At 68.6% G+C, this 19,574-nt stretch carries 20 protein-coding genes; 10 read left to right on the top strand and 10 right to left on the bottom strand.

The features are described from left to right. Nucleotides 1-8: 8 nt before the first annotated feature. The 7 genes from AB0I35_RS16300 to AB0I35_RS16270 all read left to right on the top strand — a co-directional run bounded on the left by AB0I35_RS16300 (nucleotide 9) and on the right by AB0I35_RS16270 (nucleotide 6,516). A complete protein-coding gene (locus tag AB0I35_RS16300) occupies nucleotides 9-218 on the top strand; it encodes a ferredoxin (RefSeq protein ID WP_357396781.1) in 210 nt (69 codons plus the stop codon). After that, nucleotides 215-1,558: a cytochrome P450 gene (locus AB0I35_RS16295; protein WP_357396779.1), complete on the top strand. Its 1,344-nt coding sequence runs from the start codon at nucleotides 215-217 to the stop codon at nucleotides 1,556-1,558. The genes AB0I35_RS16300 and AB0I35_RS16295 overlap by 4 nt, the downstream gene beginning before the upstream one ends. A gap of 32 nt (nucleotides 1,559-1,590) precedes the next feature. Continuing rightward, nucleotides 1,591-3,282 carry an OB-fold domain-containing protein gene (locus AB0I35_RS16290; RefSeq protein ID WP_357397014.1) on the top strand — a complete coding sequence of 564 codons (1,692 nt, stop codon included), beginning with the start codon at nucleotides 1,591-1,593 and terminating at the stop codon, nucleotides 3,280-3,282. 34 nt (nucleotides 3,283-3,316) lie between these two features. After that, nucleotides 3,317-4,273 carry an alpha/beta fold hydrolase gene (locus tag AB0I35_RS16285; RefSeq protein WP_357396778.1) on the top strand — a complete coding sequence of 319 codons (957 nt, stop codon included), beginning with the start codon at nucleotides 3,317-3,319 and terminating at the stop codon, nucleotides 4,271-4,273. A gap of 5 nt (nucleotides 4,274-4,278) precedes the next feature. Continuing rightward, entirely contained in the window at nucleotides 4,279-4,800 is a 522-nt protein-coding gene (locus AB0I35_RS16280) for a DoxX family protein (RefSeq protein WP_357396776.1), read from the top strand. Further along, nucleotides 4,800-5,630: an NAD(P)-dependent oxidoreductase gene (locus tag AB0I35_RS16275; RefSeq protein ID WP_357396775.1), complete on the top strand. Its 831-nt coding sequence runs from the start codon at nucleotides 4,800-4,802 to the stop codon at nucleotides 5,628-5,630. Before AB0I35_RS16280 ends, AB0I35_RS16275 begins: the two co-directional genes overlap by 1 nt. Before the next feature lie 64 nt (nucleotides 5,631-5,694). Further along, on the top strand, nucleotides 5,695-6,516 hold the full coding sequence (locus AB0I35_RS16270; protein WP_357396774.1) for an NAD(P)-dependent oxidoreductase: 822 nt from the start codon (nucleotides 5,695-5,697) through the stop codon (nucleotides 6,514-6,516). 52 nt (nucleotides 6,517-6,568) lie between these two features. On the opposite strand, the gene AB0I35_RS16265 is transcribed toward AB0I35_RS16270, so the two are convergent. After that, the gene (locus tag AB0I35_RS16265) at nucleotides 6,569-6,757 is read right to left on the bottom strand and encodes a ferredoxin (protein ID WP_357396773.1); all 189 of its coding nucleotides are present in this window, start codon (nucleotides 6,755-6,757) and stop codon (nucleotides 6,569-6,571) included. Continuing rightward, the gene (locus AB0I35_RS16260; protein WP_357396772.1) at nucleotides 6,754-8,049 is read right to left on the bottom strand and encodes a cytochrome P450; all 1,296 of its coding nucleotides are present in this window, start codon (nucleotides 8,047-8,049) and stop codon (nucleotides 6,754-6,756) included. Before AB0I35_RS16260 ends, AB0I35_RS16265 begins: the two co-directional genes overlap by 4 nt. A 142-nt stretch (nucleotides 8,050-8,191) precedes the next feature. Between AB0I35_RS16260 and AB0I35_RS16255 the strand changes: the two genes are divergently transcribed. The 3 genes from AB0I35_RS16255 to AB0I35_RS16245 all read left to right on the top strand — a co-directional run bounded on the left by AB0I35_RS16255 (nucleotide 8,192) and on the right by AB0I35_RS16245 (nucleotide 12,363). Further along, nucleotides 8,192-9,325 carry an acyl-CoA dehydrogenase family protein gene (locus tag AB0I35_RS16255; protein WP_357396771.1) on the top strand — a complete coding sequence of 378 codons (1,134 nt, stop codon included), beginning with the start codon at nucleotides 8,192-8,194 and terminating at the stop codon, nucleotides 9,323-9,325. 28 nt (nucleotides 9,326-9,353) lie between these two features. After that, nucleotides 9,354-10,580, top strand: coding sequence for an acyl-CoA dehydrogenase family protein (locus AB0I35_RS16250; protein ID WP_357396770.1), 1,227 nt, complete (start codon nucleotides 9,354-9,356; stop codon nucleotides 10,578-10,580). A gap of 1,240 nt (nucleotides 10,581-11,820) precedes the next feature. Continuing rightward, complete coding sequence (locus AB0I35_RS16245; RefSeq protein WP_357396768.1) at nucleotides 11,821-12,363, top strand: pentapeptide repeat-containing protein; 543 nt, start codon at nucleotides 11,821-11,823, stop codon at nucleotides 12,361-12,363. A gap of 101 nt (nucleotides 12,364-12,464) precedes the next feature. Here AB0I35_RS16245 and AB0I35_RS16240 read toward each other — a convergent pair whose 3' ends face one another. The 8 genes from AB0I35_RS16240 to AB0I35_RS16205 form a co-directional block, all read right to left on the bottom strand. Continuing rightward, a complete protein-coding gene (locus tag AB0I35_RS16240; protein ID WP_357396767.1) occupies nucleotides 12,465-12,695 on the bottom strand; it encodes a hypothetical protein in 231 nt (76 codons plus the stop codon). A gap of 131 nt (nucleotides 12,696-12,826) precedes the next feature. Further along, on the bottom strand, nucleotides 12,827-13,030 hold the full coding sequence (locus AB0I35_RS16235; RefSeq protein WP_357396765.1) for a hypothetical protein: 204 nt from the start codon (nucleotides 13,028-13,030) through the stop codon (nucleotides 12,827-12,829). Nucleotides 13,031-13,123: 93 nt separating this feature from the next. After that, nucleotides 13,124-14,275 (bottom strand): acyl-CoA dehydrogenase family protein, encoded by a 1,152-nt coding sequence (locus tag AB0I35_RS16230; protein WP_357396764.1) that lies wholly within the window; start codon nucleotides 14,273-14,275, stop codon nucleotides 13,124-13,126. Nucleotides 14,276-14,284: 9 nt separating this feature from the next. After that, nucleotides 14,285-15,427, bottom strand: coding sequence for a thiolase family protein (locus AB0I35_RS16225; protein ID WP_357396762.1), 1,143 nt, complete (start codon nucleotides 15,425-15,427; stop codon nucleotides 14,285-14,287). A 2-nt stretch (nucleotides 15,428-15,429) separates the two neighbouring features. Continuing rightward, the gene (locus AB0I35_RS16220) at nucleotides 15,430-16,266 is read right to left on the bottom strand and encodes an enoyl-CoA hydratase-related protein (protein WP_357396761.1); all 837 of its coding nucleotides are present in this window, start codon (nucleotides 16,264-16,266) and stop codon (nucleotides 15,430-15,432) included. Nucleotides 16,267-16,387: 121 nt separating this feature from the next. Continuing rightward, nucleotides 16,388-17,623, bottom strand: coding sequence for a CaiB/BaiF CoA-transferase family protein (locus AB0I35_RS16215; protein ID WP_357396759.1), 1,236 nt, complete (start codon nucleotides 17,621-17,623; stop codon nucleotides 16,388-16,390). Continuing rightward, nucleotides 17,623-18,387, bottom strand: a complete 765-nt coding sequence (locus tag AB0I35_RS16210) for an SDR family NAD(P)-dependent oxidoreductase (RefSeq protein WP_357396758.1) — start codon at nucleotides 18,385-18,387, stop codon at nucleotides 17,623-17,625. Before AB0I35_RS16210 ends, AB0I35_RS16215 begins: the two co-directional genes overlap by 1 nt. Beyond that, entirely contained in the window at nucleotides 18,387-19,553 is a 1,167-nt protein-coding gene (locus tag AB0I35_RS16205; RefSeq protein WP_357397013.1) for an acyl-CoA dehydrogenase family protein, read from the bottom strand. The genes AB0I35_RS16210 and AB0I35_RS16205 overlap by 1 nt, the downstream gene beginning before the upstream one ends. Nucleotides 19,554-19,574 lie beyond the last annotated feature (21 nt).

Below are 19,574 nucleotides of genomic sequence, written 5' to 3'. Positions count from 1 at the left end.
GATCCATCGTGAAGGTCCACGTCGACCCGCAGCGCTGCCAGGGGCACACCCTGTGCGCCATGATCGCGCCGCAGTCGTTCGAACTCAGTGACATCGACGGCCACTCCACCCCCGTCACCGAGCAGGTACCCGCCGACCAGCTCGAGCAGGTCCGTGAAGCCGCGCACTCGTGCCCCGAGCGCGCTATCTCCCTGGCAGAACACGAGGTCACCACATGACCGACGACGACCGCAAACAGCCCCGATTCCATTTCGACCGCTACGCACCGGAATACCGCGAACAGTTCCAGGACATCACCGAGACCATGCATCGCGAGTGCCCGATCGCCTGGACCGACACCTACGACGGTCACTGGGTCGCCGCCGGCAATCGTGAGGTCTTCGAACTGGCGCGGTGCCCGCACGTGTCCAACGACCACGATCCGCACGGCGACCGCAAGGGCTACCGGGGAATCTCCATCCCGCCCGCACCCCGGGCCCGGGGTATCCGCGGCGGCATCCTCGAAATGGACGAACCCGAACACAGGGAACTGCGTTCGGCCCTGAACCCCTATCTTTCGCCTGCCGCCGTGCGGCGCTGGGAGCCGTTCGTCGACGAAGTCGTGCGGGCGGCCATCGACGAGCACATCGAAAGCGGCCGTATCGATTTCGTCGACCATCTGGCCAATGTGGTACCCGCCGTGCTCACCCTCGGCATGCTCGGGGTGCCGCTGGCGAAGTGGACCATCTACAACGAGCCGGTGCACGCCGCCGTCTACACTCCACCGGATTCGCCGGACTATCCGCGCGTCGCGGAGATGCACCGGACCATGGGCCTGGACCTGCTCACCACGATGGCCGAGATCAGGGCGACGCCACGTCCCGGCCTCATCCACGCGGTCTGCGCCGCCCAGGTCAACGGGGAACCGTTGCCGGACATGGAGATCCTCGGCATGCTCAGCCTGCTCATCGGCGGCGGCTTCGACACCACGACCGCGCTCACCGCGCACGCGCTGGAATGGCTGTCGGAGAACCCCGACGAGCGCGCCGCGCTCAGCCGCGACCGTGACGCGCTGCTCGATTCGGCCACCGAGGAATTCCTGCGCTACTACACGCCCGCACCGGGTGACGGGCGAACCATCGCCGCCGACTTCGAGGCGGCGGGTGCCTCGTTCCGCGAGGGTGAGCGCCTGTGGCTGTCCTGGGCGATGGCCAACCGCGACCCCGCGGTGTTCACCGACCCGGAGAAGGTCGTGCTCGACCGGAAGGGCAACCGGCACTACAGCTTCGGGCTCGGCATCCACCGCTGCATCGGTTCCAATGTGGCGCGCACGGTGTTCAAGCGGATGCTGCTCGCGGTGCTGGACCGGATGCCCGACTACCAGGCTGTAACCGAGGAGACCGTCCACTACGACACCATCGCGGTGATCCAGGGTATGCGGCACCTCCCGGCGACCTTCACCCCCGGCCCGCGCCTCGGGCCGGGACTCGACGAAACGCTGGCGAAGTTGCAGCAGGTCGTCGACGAACAGCGGCTCGCCGAGCCGGTCACCCAGAACCGCGCCAGCGCACAGATCTGAAACTCGGACACACAAAGGAGACGGCGGTGGCGGTGGACAGCACCGAGGGGCCAGGCGGCGAACCGGCCGCACCCCCGTCCGGGCGGCCGCTGCCGCAACTCGGCCCCGACAACGAATTCTTCTGGACCGCAGGCGCCGACGGTGTCCTGCGGATCCAGGAGTGCCGGTCGTGTACCGCGCTGCTGCATCCCCCGCAGCCGGTCTGCCGCTACTGCCGCGGCCGCGACCTCGGGATCCGCGCGGTCTCGGGCCGCGCCACCCTCATCGCCTTCACCGTGAACCACCGCTTCGCCGTGCCGGGGCTCGACCCGCCGTACGTGGTGGCAACCGTCGCGATCGCCGAGGACCCTCGGGTGCGGCTGACCACCAATATCGTGGCAGCCGAACCAGATTCGCTCGAGCTCGGGATCCCGGTGGAGGTGACCTTCCAGCCCGACGGCGACGTCTGGCTGCCCCTGTTCCGGCCGGCGCCGGGTGAGCACGCGCCGCAACCGCTCCCGGTGGACGAGATAGCCCCCGAGACCTATGCCACCCGGATGCGACCGATGTTGCGCGGCACCAAGTTCGAGGACAGCGTCGCCCTCACCGGGATCGGCATGTCCCAGCTCGGGCGGCGTCTCATGGTGCCCGCGCTCTCGCTCACCGTCACCGCCTGCGAGCGTGCGGTCGCCGATGCCGGGCTCACCTTCGACGACATCGACGGTCTGTCGTCCTATCCCGGTGGCGGCAATCTCGGCGGCTTCGGCGAGGGCGGCGTGAGCGCCCTCGAAGCCGCGCTCGGCATCCGGCCGACCTGGCACAACGGCGGCATCGAGACCTTCGGCCCCGGTGGTTCGGTGATCGCCGCCATGACCGCGGTCGCGGCGGGCCTGGCCCGGCACGTGCTGTGCTTCCGCACGGTCTGGGAATCCACGTTCACCGAACTGATGAAGGCAGGCCGGATCAGCACGAGCGGCGGCCGCACCACCAGCTGGCTGACACCGTTCGGTGCCACCTCCGCCGCACACACCCTCGCCCAGAAGGCCCAGCGCCACTTCCACGAATACGGCACCAGCAGACAGACATTGGGTTGGATCGCACTCAATCAGCGGGCCAACGCCGCACTCGACCCCACCGCGGTCTATCGCAGCCCGATGACCATGGACGACTACCTCGGCGCCCGGCCGGTCACCAGCCCGTTCGGGCTCTACGACTGCGATGTGCCGTGCGACGGCGCGGTCGCGGTCGTCGTCTCCGCCGCCGACACCGTAAGCGACCTGGCCGCCACCCCGGTCTTCGTCGAGGCGGTCGGCACCCAGATCGTCGAGCGCATCGAATGGGACCAGAGCACCCTCACCCACGAGCCACAGGTACTCGGCCCGGCCGCGCACCTGTGGACACGCACCGATCTGCGCCCGCGCGATGTCGACGTGGCCGAACTCTACGACGGCTTCACCTTCAACTGCCTGTCCTGGCTCGAGGCACTCGGCTTCTGTGGCATCGGCGAAGCGGCCGACTTCCTCGACGGCGGCAAGAACATCGCCCGCGACGGGCTGATCCCGGTGAACACGCACGGCGGGCAGCTCTCACACGGCCGTACCCACGGAATGGGGCTGCTGCACGAGGCCATCGTGCAATTACGCGGCGAGGCCGGCGCGCGGCAGGTGCCCGACGCCAGGGTCGCGGTGGTGTCCAGCGGTGGGCTCACGCCCGGCGGTGCGATGTTGCTGCGCTCGGATTCATGACCGCTGTGGTTCAGAACCAGGAAAGCGAGAAGACGTGACGCTCACGCACTCCGAACTCCGTGCCGCCGACGGCGACGCCCCGGCGACGGTGATCGTCGAGGTCGACGGTGTGCCGGTGTCCGCGCTGCTCGCCGAGGCACCGTCGGCGCGGGCGGTGTTGATCGCCTTGCACGGCGGCTCGACGACCTCGGCCTACTTCGACTGTCCCGGCCATCCCGAGCTCTCGCTCGTCCGGCTGGCCGTGCGGCTCGGCTATACCGTGCTCGCCGTCGACCGACCCGGTTACGGCGCTTCGGCCCCCCACGCCGAACAGTTGGTCCCGGCACCGGTCCGCGTGCAGCTGATGTTCGACGCGATCGCCGCTTTCCTGCGTGATCGTCCGCGTGGTGCGGGCGTCGTGCTCACCGCCCATTCGGCGGGCGCGGAATTGGCGATGCGGATGGCGGGTGATCCTCGATTCGCGGATCTGCTCGGTGTGGAGCTGGCGGGCACCGGCTGCCGCTATCACCCCGAGGGTGCGGGGATTCTGCGGACGGTCGGCCCGGATTCGCCCCGGCCGCCGGGTGTCGGTGACTTGATCTGGAATCCGGCTTCGCTCTATCCGCCCGACGCCCGGCGTGGTGCCGCGATCGCGGTTCCCGCGCCACCGGCCGAAACGACGGCGGTCGTCGATTGGCCGTCGAGGGTCTTCCCGGAGCTGGCCGCCGGGATCGGCGTGCCGGTGCGGTTCACCGTGGGCGACCACGAACGGGTCTGGAGCAACGACGTGGCAGCCCTGGCAGAAGTGGGCGCGATGTTCACCGCCGCACCCCGGGTCGTGCTGAACATCCAGCCCAACAGCGCGCACAACATCAGCGTGGGCAATACGGCCACCGCCTATCACCTGGGCTTGCTCGCCTTCGCCGAAGAATGTCTCGTCGCCGCCGAGCACGGCGGATTCTCGGGTCCCACACCACAATTGGACGGCGGCACCGTGCCGCCGAGGAGGTGAACGCCATGGACGCGACCGATATCGCGCTGCTCCTGCTGCGGGTGGTGGTCGGCGGCACCATAATCGCGCACGGGGTCAACCACTGGCTCGGCGGCGGCGGGATCGCAGGCACCGCGGGCTGGTTCACCGGGCTCGGCCTGCGCCACGGGGTACTGCAGGCGTGGGCGAGTGTGGTCACCGAGATCGGTGCGGGTGTGCTGCTCGTCCTCGGGTTGTTCGTGCCACTCGGCGCCGGTGCGGTGGTGGGCGTGATGCTCGTCGCCGGCCTGCTCGCCCACCGCACACACGGCTTCTTCGTCTTCAAGGAGGGCTACGAATACGTGCTGGTGCTCGCGGTGGTCGCGGTCGCCCTCGGAATCCTCGGACCCGGCAGTGTCTCGCTCGATCACGCACTCGACATCACCGTCACCGGCTGGGCGGGCGGCATTCTCGCGCTCGGCCTCGGTGTCGCCTCGACCATCGGCCTGCTCGCGGCGTTCTATCGCCCGGTGCCGGCTCCTGTCTCGACCGGAACGGAGGCGCACTGATGCGCGTCGGCTTCATCGGACTCGGCAGCCAGGGCGGGCCGATGGCCCGCCGGATCATCGACGCGGGCTTCGCGACCACGCTCTGGGCGCGCCGGTCCGCCTCGCTCGACCCCTACGCCGACACCGCGGCGGCCACCGCCGACTCGCCCGCCGCGCTGGCCGCGGCCAGCGATCTGGTCTGCGTGTGTGTGGTGGGTGACGACGATGTCCGCGAGGTCGTCACCGGCGAGAACGGACTGCTGGCGGGCATGAAGCCCGACACGACCCTGGCCGTGCACTCCACCGTGCACCCGGACACCTGCCGTGATCTCGCGACTCTCGCCGCACGCCAGGGTGTCTCGGTGCTCGACGCTCCGGTGAGCGGTGGTGGTCCGGCTGCCACCGAGGGCAGGCTCCTGGTGATGGTCGGCGGCCCGAGCGCGGCCGTCGAGTTCGCCCGCCCGGTCTTGGCCACCTACGCGGACCCGATCGTGCACCTGGGCGACGTCGGCGCGGGCCAGTGCGCGAAACTGCTCAACAATCTGCTGTTCACCGCGAATCTCGCCACCGCGCAAGGCACTTTGCGACTCGGCGCCGAACTCGGGCTCGACATCGGCCGCCTCGGCGAGGTGATCACCCACGGCACCGCCGACAGTTTCGCTCTCGGCCGAGTGGTGGCTTCGGGCGGCACTCTCGACGGTTTGGCCGCTCGCGCAGGCGATCTGCTCCGTAAGGATGTCGGCCTGCTCGCCGAACTCGCCGCCGCCGCGCACGCAGCACCCGGCATCGAACTGCGTGCCGCCGATGCGGCGCTGGCGGTGATGAACCGCGAACGAACCGCGCGTCGGTAGACAGCCCCGCCATAGTTTCCGACATCGCCGGGTGTGCTGTCGCGTATCGATCGAGGAGAACAGCATGCGCGTGGGATTCATCGGGGCGGGACGGATGGGCGGACCGATGATCGCCCGGCTCGTCGCCGCGGGCCACCCGGTGCGGGCGCTGGCCCGCAATGCCGAGACACGAGCCGCATTGCTCGCCGTCGGTGCCGCGGCCGCCGCGTCCCTCGAGGAGGTGGCCCGGGACGCGCAGGTGCTGATCGTCTGCGTCTTCAGCGATGATCAGGTGCGCGAGATCTGCCTGGACACACCACTTCTCGCTCACCTACCCACAGGCGCACTCGTCCTCGTCCACACCACAGGCAGCCCGGACACAGCAGTAGCCGTCGCGACCGCCGCCACCACCCGGGGCATCGGTGTCGTCGACGCCCCGGTCAGCGGCGGCCCGCACGACATCGCTACGGGCACGCTGACCGTCTTCCTCGGCGGTGCCGACGCCCATCGCAACACCGCGACCGACGTCCTGCGCGCCTACGCCGATCCGATCCTGCCCGTCGGCCGGCTCGGCGACGGGCAGCGCGTGAAGCTGGTCAACAATGTCTTGTTCGCGGCGCAGATCGGTCTCGTCGCCGAAGCTGTCCGTCTCGGCACCCACCTCGGTGTCGCCGAATCCGCGCTCCTGGCCGCACTCCCCCACGCCAGCAGCAGCGGCAACGCCCTCACCCGAATCGCCGCGAAGGGCTCGGTAGCCGAATTCCGTTTCAGCGCCGGTGAATTCCTGCGCAAGGACATCGCTGTGGCGAACGCGGTCATCACCGCACTCGGCGCGGAACTCGGCCTGCTCGAAGCCGCGATCCGCGCCGGTAGTACACAGTCGACGTCTGCCAACCCCAACGCCTGACAATCCGGCATACATAGTGGATTCCGCTGCCTGACACCGGAATCCACCACACTCACTCCACCACGATCGCCTGTTCCGGGCACGCGGATACGGCCTCTTCCACCGCATCGACCAGATCCTCCGGCACCGCGCCCGCCCTCGCCTCGGCATAACCGTCGTCGGTCAGCGTGAAGACCTCCGGGCACGAGCCGAGGCACGCACCGTGGCCACGACAGCGATCGGTATCGACACGCACCTTCATCGGGCCTCACCTTCCACATCGAATTCCAGGTGCAGCGAGGTGAGCCCGCGCAGGATGAAGGTAGGCAGGTAGTGATAGCGCCTGGCCTCGGCAGGCCCGTGCACACTCTCATCGATCCGCAGGTCGGTGGTGCGGTCGAGCAGGCGCTCGATGGCGATCCGAGCTTCCGCGCGCGCCAGCGGTGCGCCGGGGCAGGTGTGCGCGCCGCGGCCGAACGCGATGTGCTGGCGGGCATTCGGCCGCGCGGGGTCGAAGGTGCTCGGGTCGTCGAAACGGCGTGGGTCACGATTGGCGGCGCCGTTGACGACCATCAGCACCGACCCCACCGGCACCTCTACCTCGCCGACGGTCGAGGTCGACTTGGCCAGCCGGAAGTCGCCCTTCACCGGGCTCTCCATCCGCAGCGCTTCCTCGATGAAGTTCTGGATGCGACTCTTGTCCTCGCGCAGGTACTGCTGGATGTCGGGGCGTTCGGCGATCAGTTTCAGCGCCGAACTCAGCAGCCGGACCGTGGTCTCCTGCCCGGCCGAGAACACATTCGCCGCCACCCGCACGACGTCGAGCACCGTCGGCTGCGAGCCGTCCGGGAACGTCGCGGCGGCCAGACTGGTGAGCACATCGTTGCGCGGAGCGCGGCGCCGGTCCTCGATGTAGTCCGAGAACCTGCCGTACAGGAACTCGATCGGGTTGTGCGCCATGCCCTCACCCTCGGTGGAGCCCACGCTGGCACCCTCGCGGTGGGGGTCACGCTGCAGGGTGTGCAGGAACTCGTCCTGGTCGTCCTTGGGCACACCGAGCAGGTCGGCGATCACATAGAGGGTGAAGGGCCCGGCGAACTCGCGCATGCAGTCGCCACCGGTGGCCAGGTAGTGATCGAGCATGCGGTCGGCGATCGACCACATCGCCTCCTCGTTCTCCTTCAACCGCTTCGGCGTGATCAACCGCATCAGCAGCGCCCGGTGGTCGGTGTGCGCAGGCGGATCGAGGGTCGGCAACTGGTCGCTCATCGGCAGGCTGTCGCGATGTTGTGCGATCAGTGCGTCGACGTCGCTGTTCTCGTCGAGTGGAACAGGGAAACCGGGGAACGGACCGGTGACGGCGATACAGGAGGAGAACCGGCCGACATCGTTGTATACCTCGAGCGCCTCGTCGTAGCCGGTCACCATCATCACCTCGTGATGCGGTTCGCGGGCGACCGGGCACTGCTCGCGCAGCGCGTCGAAGTAGGGATAGGGATCTTCGACCAGCTCCTGCCCGAGGAAGAAGTCCAGGTCCTGGAAGTTGTTCACCACGTGACGGTCCCTTCGAGATTCCGGTCGAGGCCCCCAGCGGCTGTTGGCGCCAATCGACATTCCGTGATTGAGAATATGCCTCTCACATGTGAGTATGAGATTTCCACACTGCTCGTCGCACGTCAACCGGAGGACCGATCCCATGCCCGACGACCCCACCGCCGACCAGCGGTTTTTCCAGGCGACCACCCACGATTTCCTCGCCGCGACCGTGCCGACGACCACCGTGCGCGCCCTCGCCGAGGCGCGCGTCGGGTTCGACAAGCACTGGTGGCGCCGCGGCGCCCAGCTCGGCTGGACGGCGATGCTGATTCCCGAAAGTCTCGGCGGCGGTTCGGTATCCGGCCATCCGATGACCGAACTCGTCCTGGTCGCCGAGGAACTGGGGCGGGCAGCCGCACCCGGCCCGTTCGTCACCACCACCGCGGCCCTGGCCGGTCTGCGCACCGCCCACCAGCACGCCGAGACGCTCGCCGCGATCGTGGCAGGCGAGGTCGTGGTGGCCTGGGCGGTGTACGAACCGGGCGCAGGCTTCGACGTGCTCACCGGTGCGGTCACCGGCACCCAGGCGACGCGCACCGCGACCGGTTACCGGCTCAGCGGGGTCAAGGACCGGGTGGAGGCCGCCGATCAGGCCGACCTGTTCCTGGTGACGGCAACCAGCGCCGACGGGCCGGTCCAGCTGCTTGTACCCGCCGAAACACCTGGTGTCACCGTCAGTCCCACCTGGACCATCGATCTCACCCGCCGTACCGGCCGAGTCACCTTCGATGACGTCGAGCTCGGCGCCGACGCGGTGACCCACACGGGCGCCGAGGCGGCGGCCGCGGTACGCGCGCAGGCCGGGGCCGCCGCGCTGGTGACCGCTGCCGAGTCCGCCGGAGCCGCCGACCACGTCCTGGCGCGCACCCTCACCTGGTTGTTCGAGCGCTACACCTTCGGCAGACCGCTGGCCTCGTACCAGGCGCTCAAGCACCGGATGGCCGACAACAAGACGTGGCTGGAGGCCTGCCGGGCCACCTCCTTCGCCGCCGCGGCCGCCTGGGACGCCGAGGCGACCGAGACCGGCGAGTACGTCAGTGTCGCGAAATCGTATGTGGGAGCGAAGGCTCCGGTGATCGCGCAGGACTGCGTGCAACTGCACGGCGGGATCGGTGTCACCTGGGAGCACGACCTGCACCTTTACCTGCGCCGGATCACCCTCGGCCGCGCGCTGTACGGGACACCGGAGGAACACCGCCGTCACATCACCGATCTGCTCGACGCCGCCGCGTGACCCGCACCCACCGAGAGAGGCACACCCGATGACTGCCATCGAAACCGTCGAGGAATTCCGCACCCGGGCGCGGACCTGGCTGAAGGAGCACATGCCGCCCGCCCCGAGCCCCCTGCCCGCATCCGATGAGGAGTTCGCCTGGGACCGCGCCCGCGAACTGCAACGTCTGCTGCACGACGGGGGTTTCGCCGGCATCTGTTTCCCCACCGAATACGGCGGGCTCGGTCTGACCGCCGACCATCAGCGGGCGTTCACCGAGGAGTCGTTGCCCTACGAGATGCCGTTGCTGCTCAATGTGCCGACCCTGTCCATCTGTGCGGCCAGCCTGCTCGATCTGGGCTCCGAGGAGCAGAAGCGGGCGCACCTGCCCGCGGTGCTGCGCGGCGAGGAGATCATGGTGCAGTTCCTGTCCGAACCGCGTGGCGGCTCGGACCTGGCGGGGCTCACCTCACGCGCCGACCGCGACGGTGACCAGTGGATCCTCAACGGCTCCAAGATCTGGAGCTCGGGCGCCTACGCCGCCGACTACGGGCTGTGCCTGGCACGCACGGACTGGTCGGTGCCCAAACATCAAGGGCTCACCCTGTTCCTGGTGCCGGTGCACGCCGAGGGTGTCACCGTGCAGCGCATCAAGCAGGTCACCGGGTCGACGGAGTTCTGTCAGGAGTTCTTCGACGATGTGGTGCTGCCCGCCGACGCGGTGGTCGGTCAGGTGGACGGTGGCTGGGAAGCGGCCTCGCGCTTGCTTTTTCACGAGCGCGCGGCGCTCGGCGGCGCTTCCCCCTATTCCAGCGGGGCCCGCCCCTACCTCGGCGGCGAGGCCGACCGGCTGTTCGACATGGCGAAAGCGATGGGACGCCTGAGTAATTCGGGCGTGCGCGAGGACATCGGCGAGGCGAGGGCGATGAACGTCGTGCGCGACCAGCTCATCGCCCACGTCACCCAAGCGATCACCACCGGCGCCCTGCCGCCCGCCGCCGGTGCCATCCCGCGTCTGTTCTCGGCCGAGAACGGCTGGCTGCAAACCGACACGGCCCTACGCATCGCCGGTGCCGACGGCGCCACCTATACCCCCGGCGCCGCGGCGGACACCGAAACCGTCGGTCTTGACTACCTGTTCCGCGCGGCTTGGAGCTTGGCAGGCGGCAGCACGGAGATCGCCCGCAACGTCATCAGCGAGCGAGTCCTCGGCATGCCGCGCGAGGCCACCGGCGACCGTGACGTGCCCTTCGACCAGGTTCCCCACGGACGATGAGCTCGGGTGGGCGGATGGCTGCGCATGGTCCTCCGCCCACCGGGCGGAGGTGCGCTACGGGCAGGTCAGCGGTCGGCCCAGCGGGAGTTCGCCTCTGGGCGAAAGCGCGTGGGCCCTCCTGCGCGTCCGCGCTGCGATAGCAGGCTTCGGCGGCGCAGCGGGCGGCCTGTAGCGCGGCGGAGCGGCCCATTTCGGTGGCAAGCATGACGGTGTCACGCGCCGCGCGCACCGAAAGCGGCGATCACGCGAGCCAAGTCTAAGGCGATCGAGAGCAGGTCCTCAGGTTCGGCATGTCGGTTCACCAAGCCGAATGTCGTAGGCGCGTCGCCCACCGGATCCGTGCCTGGTACGTCTCGATCAACGACGGCTTCGACTTCGGTTGTCCTTCGGCGGTTGCCGCAAGAGTGGCAACGGGCGCGAGTGGGGTGCGTTCGAGTTCGACGATTATCTCGAGGTGAAAGGCATCCTCGGATACGCATCCGCGGAATAGCGCGCGGGTCAGATCCCCGCGCCCGGATCGAGTAGCTGTTCCCGGACTTCCATCCAGTTCTGTGCTGTCAGCCGACGGAAGGCGGAGACGACGAGTTCGCCGAGTGGCAGCGCCGGGTCGATGAGCCACTGGGCTTGTAGCTCGTCCCACGCGGCAAGGAACTGGCGGGCAGCGGCACGCGGATCGAGGTGCGGATGGGCACTGCCCCTGTTCTGACGGTGCCAGATCAGTTCGGCCCAGGTCTCGACCGCGCGGGCGTAGTGGCCGGTGAAGAATTCGTGCGCCGGATGGTCGGGGGTCGGTGGCCTGCGCGGCCAGCACGGTGTAGAGCCGGGGGATTTTGGCCGGCGCTGCCCAGTTGTCGAGGAAGCGGCCCCACCTCAAAGGCAAGATCTGCGAGTGCATCTCGCTCTGACTGGGAGGTCATCTGCGACGCTGTCCAGGGTTCAAGCGCACTATGACGGGTTCCGCTGCAATGGCTTCGGCGGAACCCGTTGAGCTGTCGACTGTTTGAGCTGCCAGCGGAGGGTCGCGTGGAATGATCAGACGACGTATCCCATCCGGCAGCGGCAACCGAGGAACATCACGCGCGTGAGCACACCACCGTCTAGTCCTGCACCTGCTGCGTCGCCCGACCCGGCGGCGCCACCAGCACCCGACCCCACGCCGGAGAATTCACCTGCGCCGGCTTCGCCCTCTCCGGGAGGCTGGCGGGGTGTAGCACTGTCCACCGGTCGCGCGCTGCACAAGATGATGGTGTGGGACGGGTGGGTGAAAGCCGCGGCGTTGGCCACCGCTGCGACCGCCGTGGCGGCGGTGCTGTTCACCGGAAAGTCCCTGCGGGCGACAGAGAATCAGTACGGGCTCACACAGCGGACGTGGTTCACCGACCGATTCACCAAGGCAACCGAGCAGATCGGCAGCGAAAAGTTGAACGTCCGGTTGGGTGGCATCTACTCGCTGGAGTGGCTGGCTCGGGACTCCTCATCTCCCGAGCAGGCATCGAATCAGTCGATGATCTTCGAGGTCATTAGCGGTTTCGTTCGCACTCACCGTGCCCCGCCCAAGTCTGATCTCGGTCCTTGCGAGGTCAGCGGCATCGTCGACCTCGACGTCCAGGCGGCATTGACGGTCATCGGTCGACGGAACACCGCCCATGACGGCCCGGACCCCATCAACCTTGCCGACAGCAACCTGCGATACGCCTCGATGCGGTCAGCCAAGCTGCGCGGTGTGATCCTCTCCGGCACCGACCTGACGTGTGGGCAGGTCGTAGACGTGGATTTGAGCTGACCAACGTGAAGCTGCACAACGTTCGTCACAGCCCGAAGACCAAATGGCCGATCGGATTCGAACCTCCACCGAGCCGTTGAAAGTGGGCAGCTGACCCCAGGTCAACGGGCGATCGGTTTTCCGTCCCAGTGCCCGCCTTCACACCGGGCGTAGTTCCAGTCGTCGCCGGGCGCGATGATGGTGCCATCATCGCGGACCGCCTCCCCGCCGTACCTTTCGCACTCCTCGACCGTCACTGCGGGCGGGTCGCTGGCGACAGCTACGCCGCTCCCGAGCGATGCCACCGCTACGACGGCGAAAATTCCGACCATGAACGAGCGCGTCTTGTTCATAAGCTGTCCTCCCGAACTGCGATCTGGATCACAAAGGTACTTGCAAATGTAAGTGCATATGAACGCCCCCTCCTGAGCTGCGGCTGACAAAACCCGGGCTAACGGAGCCACGAGCGTGATGAGGCTTGCGGTCACGACTTCGGCCGGTAGCGCTGCCGCCCAGCACTGGCCCTCAGGCCCGATCCAGACGAGCGCAGCCGCGCGAGGTCTTCGGGCGCGAACAGATTCGCGGCCGGGCCGCTGAGCCGCGGAGCGGGCTCGGCCACGAACCCGGCGAGCACGCGGGCGATCTCATGGTCGTAGCCGTGCTGGATGATCGGGCGGATCCGCGTCACGGTGCGCTGATATACCGAGGTAGCGACAGCCCGGAAGTCCTCGTGGAGAACGGCAATCGGCAGTTGTTCCGGGATCCGTTTCGGTCTGCCGGGTCAGGAGAGGCCGAGATCCCTGGCGATGATCATTTTCATCACCTCGCTGGTGCCCGCGTAGATTCTGGCTACGCGGGCATCGGTGTAGAGCCGACTGATGGGGTATTCCATCATGTAGCCGTAGCCGCCGAACAGTTGCAGGCAACGGTCGACGGTGCGGGCCTGGACCTCGGTGCAGAACAGTTTCGCGCGGGCGGCGTCGGCGCCGGACAGGACGCCGTCGACCAAGTCCGCGACGGCTCGGTCGACCATGGTCTGGGCGGCTTCGACCTCGGTGGACAGGGCGGCCAGTTCGAATTTGGTGTTCTGGAACGAGGCGACCGGGGTGCCGAAAGCCTTACGCTCCCTGGTGTATTCGACGGTGGCGGTAATGGCGGCGCGGGCCTGGGCGACCGAGCCGACCGCGACGGTGATCCGTTCCTGCGGCAGATTGTGGCCGAGGTAGCCGAACGCGGCGCCCTCCTCGCCCAGCCGGTTGGTCACCGGCACCAGGACATCGGTGAAGGATAGTTCCATGGTGTCCTGGACCTTGCAACCCATCTTCTCCAGTTCGCGGCCCCGCTCGAAGCCGGGCATGCCGTCCTCGACGACGAGCAGGGTGAGCCCCGCCCTCCGGTTGCCGGGGTCGGTGGCGGTGCGGGCCACGACGATCACCAGGTCGGCGAGCAGACCGCCGGTGATGAAGGTCTTGGCGCCGTTGAGGACGTAGTGGTCGCCGTCGCGAACGGCACTGGTACGCATGCCCGCCAGGTCCGAGCCAGTGCCGGGTTCGGTCATGGCGACGGCGGTGAGCAGGGTGCCGTTCGCCAGGCCGGGGAACCAGCGCTGCCGCTGATCCGCGTCGGCGTACTCGAGGAAGTAGGGCAGGATCACGTCCAGCTGGGTGCGGACGGTGCCGAGGGTGACCAGGGCGCGGGCCGCCTCCTCTTGCAGGACCACGTTGTAGCGGTAGTCGCGCAGGCCCGCGCCGCCGAATTCCTCGGGCAGCGCGATGCCGAGCAGGCCCAGTTCGCCCATCTCACCGAAGACCTCGCGGGGCATGCGGCCGTCGCGCTCCCACTGCGCGTAGTTGGGTGCGATGCGCTTTTCGATGAAACCGCGTGCCAGTTCGCGGAAGGACTCGTGGTCGGGGGTGAACAGTTCGCGGCGCATGAGGCTCCCTCAGACGAGTTCGACGATGGTGGCGTTGGCGGTGCCGCCGCCCTCGCACATGGTCTGCAGGCCGTAGCGAATCCCGTTGTCGCGCAAGTGATGCACCATGCGGGTCAGCAGGATCGCACCCGAACCGCCGAGGGGATGACCGAGTGCGATGGCCCCGCCGAGCGGGTTGAGCCGGGCGGGATCGGCGCCGGTTTCGGCGAGCCAGGCCAGCGGCACCGGGGCGAAGGCCTCGTTCACCTCGTACACACCGATCTCGTCGAGGGTGAGCCCGGCTCGGCGCAGCACTTTCTCGGTGGCCGGGATCGGGCCGGTCAGCATGAGCACCGGGTCCGACCCTGCCACCGCGCCCGCGCGATACCGGGCCAAGGGGGTCAGGCCGAGTTCGCGGGCCTTCTCCGGGGTGGTGAGCAGCAGGGCGGCGGCACCGTCGGAGATCTGGGAGGAGTTGCCTGCGTGGATGACTCCGTCGTCGCGGAACGCCAGCTTCAGTTTCGCGAGCTTGTCGACGGTGCTGCCCCGACGGATGCCCTCGTCGGTGTCGACGACGCCGTCCTCGGTGTGCACGGGCACGATCTGCTCGGTGAAAGCGCCCGCATCCTGGGCCGCGGCGGCACGCTCGTGCGACAGCACGGAGAACTCGTCGAGCCGGGACCGATCGAAGCCCCATTTCTGCGCGATGAGTTCGGCCGAGATGCCCTGGTTGAAGGCGAATCCATCGTAGCGAGCCAGGGCCTGCAGACCATACGGCGCGCCACCGGCTTTCGCCGCACCGAGGGGCACCCGGCTCATCGACTCGACGCCACCGGCGACCACCACATCGGCCATCCCCGACATCACCGCCTGCGCGGCGAAGTCGACGGCCTGCTGGCTGGAACCGCAGGCACGGTTGACGGTGGTGCCGGGCACGCTCTCGGGCCAGCCCGCCGCCAGCACCGCGTAGCGGCCGATATTGCTCGACTGGTCGCCCACCTGGGAGACGCAACCCCACACCACGTCGTCGACGACGGCCGGATCGAGGCCGGTGCGTTCGGCCAGCGCGGTGAGGACGTGGGCGGACAGGTCCGCCGGGTGGACCCCGGCCAGTCCGCCGTTGCGTTTACCAACCGCGGTGCGGGCGGCACCGGCGATGACTACTTCGGGCATGTCTATCTCCCGTTCTCGGAACTCGTGGGACGGATCGGTGGACGGTGCACCGTCCAGCGCCCGGTGAACTGTGGTTCGCGCTTCTCGGCGAACGCGGCGAACGCTTCCGGGGCGTCGGCGGTGGCGAAATTCAAGCCCTGGGCACGGGCTTCGGCGGCGACTGCCTGGCGCAGCGTGGTGTCGACACCCTCGTGCAGCAGGGCTTTGGACTGGGCGAGGGCGACCGGTGCTCCTGCGGCCAGCCGGGACGCGAGTTCGTCGGTGAAAGTGTCGATCTCGCCGGCGGACCGCACCCAGGTGACCAAGCCGAGTTCCAATGCCTCAGTGGCACCGATGGTTTCGGCCAGCAGGGTCAGCCGCTTGGCCTGCTGCATGCCGACGAGCCTCGGCAGCAGCCACGAACCACCCAGGTCCATCGTCAGTCCGCGGGCCGTGAATACCTGAGCGAAGGTCGATTCCGGAGTGGCGACCACCAGATCGCAGCCAAGTGCCAGATTCCAGCCCGCGCCGATCGCCGGGCCGCGCACCTTGGCAACCGTAGGCAGCGGCAGTTCGTGCAGCAGTGTCGCCACGTCGCTGAGCGGGCGCATCCGGTAGACGGGGTGGGTGTTGTCGGGGACCGAGATATCGGCACCAGAACAGAACGCGCTCCCCGACCCGGTGAGGACCAGCGCGCGCACGGTGCGGTCGGTCGCGACCGCGCGCAGCGCGTCGGCCAATTCGGCGAAGAGGTTGGCGTCGATGGCGTTGCGCCGGTGCGGGCGGTTCAGCGTCAGCGTGCGCACGCCCGCGTGGTCGGTGCACAGCAGGACCGAACCCGACGCTTCTTCGTCGCTCACCGGACGGCCTCCGACTGCGCAATGACTGTTCCTGCGCCGGGGCGCGGTTCAGGTGTGAGGACGAACTCGAGGGTCGATCCGCCGATTCGTCGATCGCTCGACGCCAGGCGCTTGCTCCCGATCATGTGGACATCCCGATCCGGGTGGGGCCGCCGATCACGCCGGCCCTGCGCAGTTCGTCGATATCCGTTGCAGCGCAGCCGATCTCCGTTAGGAGACGGTCGGTTTCGGCACCGAGGGCTGGGACCGGACCCATCGGGGGGTCGTAGTCGGCGATCACGGCGGGCGGAAGCAGGGACGGGATCGGTCCTGCCGGGGTGTCGATGTCGCGCCAGCGGTCACGCTCGGTGAGTTGCGGGTGGTCCAGCACCTCGCTGGGGCGGTTGTAGCGGGCGTTGCCGATGCCCGCGTCGTCGGCGATGCGCTGGATGTCGGCCAGATCGTGACGGATGCACCAGGCGGTGATCGCGTCGTCGAGTGCGGCGCGGTGGCGTGTGCGGCCGGGGTTGGTGTGAAATCTCGGGTCGGCGGCCAGGTCGTCGCGTTGCAAGATGGTGGTGGCGAGGCGCTGCCATTCGCGGTCGTTGGTGGTGCCGAGGACCACGGTCTGGCCGTCGGCGGTGGGGTAGGCACCGTAGGGGGCGACCGCCGGTGAGCTCATGCCGAGCGGTTCCTGGTCGATACCGGCGTGGCGAGCGTAGGTCAGGTGATAGCCCATCATCTCGGCCATGGTGTCGAACAGGCTCAGGCCGATGCTCGCCCCCGCCGGTTTCAGCGAACCCCGAGCCGTGTCGCGGCGGTACAGGGCGGTGACGATGGCCAGCGCGGCGTAGAGACCGGTGGTCACATCCGCCACGGGTGGGCCGGGTTTCGCCGGCTGACCGGCTGTCCCGGTAACCGCGCAGACACCGGCCTCGGCCTGCACGAGCAGATCGTAGGCACGTTTGTGCGACAGCGGACCGGACCGCCCGAAACCGTCGATCTCGAGTGCGACCAGGTCCGGGTAGCGGTCGGCCACCTCCTCGGGTGCCAGGCCGAGACGGGCGGTGGCGCCGGGGGCGAGATTGGACACCAGCACGTCGGCGCGCTCGAGCAGGCGGTGCAGAATTTCCAGTCCCGCAGCGGTTTTCAGGTCGAGCGCCACCGATTCCTTGCCGCGGTTGACCCACACGAAATGCGCCGCCTGTCCGTGCACGACATCGTCGTAGTGCCGGGCGAAATCGCCACCGGCCGGGTTCTCGATCTTGATCACCCTGGCCCCGAAATCGGCCAGCGCCCGCGTGCACATCGGCGCCGAGACGGCCTGCTCGAGGGTGACGACGGTGATCCCGGCCAGTGGCGCGGGTCGCTGCGACATCAGATCACCGTGCCGCCGTCCACCGGCAGCACCTGCCCGGTGATGAAGGAGGCGGCGTCGGAGGCCAGGAACACGAACGCGCCCGCGACTTCCTCCGGTTCGGCCCAGCGGCGCAACAGGATTCGATCCAGCATCTGGGGAGCGAACCGGTCGTCGGTGCGAATGGTGTGCGTCATCGGGGTCGCTGCGAGCGGGGCGAGCGCGTTCACCAGGATCTGTTTGCGGGCCAGTTCCTTGGCCAGGGACTTGGTGATGCCGATGACTGCGGCCTTGGCCGCCGAGTAGTTGACCTGGCCGAGCGTGCCGACCAGGCCCGCCGCCGAGGTGACGTTGATGATGCGGCCGGTGCCATCGGTGGGCAGGTACGGCAGCGCGGCCTGCACGCACCCGATCGTGCCGAGGGCGTGGATGTCGAACAGGCGCCGCACCGATTCGGCGGTGGTTTTGGCAATCATGGCCGGTGCGGTGACACCCGCATTGTTCACCAGGATGTGCAGCACGCCACCGGTCAGGCTCGCCGCCCGTTCCGCCGCCTCGGCCGCGGCCGCGCTGTCGGTGACATCGAACGCGAAACTGGCTGCGGTGCCACCGTTTCTGGTGATCGTCTCCGCGACGGCGGCCGCGGCCGCGGCGTCCAAGTCGGTGACGAGGACAGCGGCGCCTGCGGTGGCCAGCGCTTGGGCGACCGCGGCGCCGATACCGCCCGCCGCGCCGGTCACCAGGGCGGATCGGCCGGTGAGGTCGAACAGGGTCGATGGTGCCATCAGTAGCTCCTCGGCAGTCCAAGGGCGTGGGTGCCCAAATAGTTCAGGATCATTTCCTGGCTGACCGGCGCGATCCGCATCACGCGCGCCTCCCGGAAGTAGCGGGCAACGTGGTACTCCTCGGCGTACCCCATCCCGCCGTGGGTCTGCAGGGCTCGGTCGGCGGCGGTGAAACCGGCGTCGGCGCACAAGTATTTGGCCGTATTCGCCTCGCGCCCAGCGGGTTTGCCGTTGTCGTAGCGCCAGGTCGCCTTGCGCAGCATCAGTTCGGCGGCGTCGAGGCGGGCCACGGAATCGGCGAGGGGGAACTGGATGCCCTGATTGCTGCCGATGGGCCGGTCGAAGACTACCCGTTCCTTGGCGTAACGCACCGCCCGGTCCAGCGCGACGCGGCCGAGACCGAGCGCTTCGGCCGCGATAAGCATGCGCTCGGGGTTGAGTCCGTCGAGCAGATAGCGAAAGCCCTGCCCCTCCTCCCCGACCCGGTCCTCGACGGGGACGCGCAGGTCGTCGATGAACAGCTCGTTGGAGCTCACCGCGTTGCGGCCCATTTTGGCGATCGGCCGGATGTCGACGCGGGCGCGATCGAGATCGGTCAGGAACAGCGTCATCCCGTCGGTCTTCTTGGCGACGTGGTCGTACGGGGTGGTCCGGGTGAGCAGCAAGATCTTCTCGGACTCCAGGGCCTTGGAGATCCACACCTTGCGGCCGTTGATCACGTAGTGGTCGCCGTCGCGGCGCGCGGAGGTGGTGATGCGCGGAGTGTCCAGTCCCGCACCGGGTTCGGTGACACCGAAGCACACGTGCAACTCCCCCGCCGCCACCCGCGGCAGGGTGCGCCGCTTGAGCTCCTCCGAGCCGTGCACCACCACCGGCTGCATCCCGAAGATGGACATGTGGATCGAGCTCGCGGCGTTCATCCCGCCGCCGGAGCGCGACACCTCCTCGGCCAGCAGGGTGGCCTCGGTGATGCCGAGACCGTGCCCGCCGTACTCCTCGGGAATGGTGATGCCGAGCCAGCCGCCGCTCGCGATGGCCTGGTAGAACTCGACCGGGAATTCGTGCTCGCGGTCCTTCTCCAGCCAGTACTGGTCGTCGAACTTGCGACATAGTTCGGCAACGGACGAGCGGATTAGTTCCTGGTCCTCGGACAGGTCGAAATGCATGCCGTCGGGCACGGTGGAGTC

The sequence above is a fragment of the Nocardia sp. NPDC050378 genome (assembly GCF_040655675.1).
Classification (GTDB): Bacteria; Actinomycetota; Actinomycetes; order Mycobacteriales; family Mycobacteriaceae; genus Nocardia; species Nocardia coubleae.
This window is presented reverse-complemented; position numbering and strand designations above follow the sequence as displayed.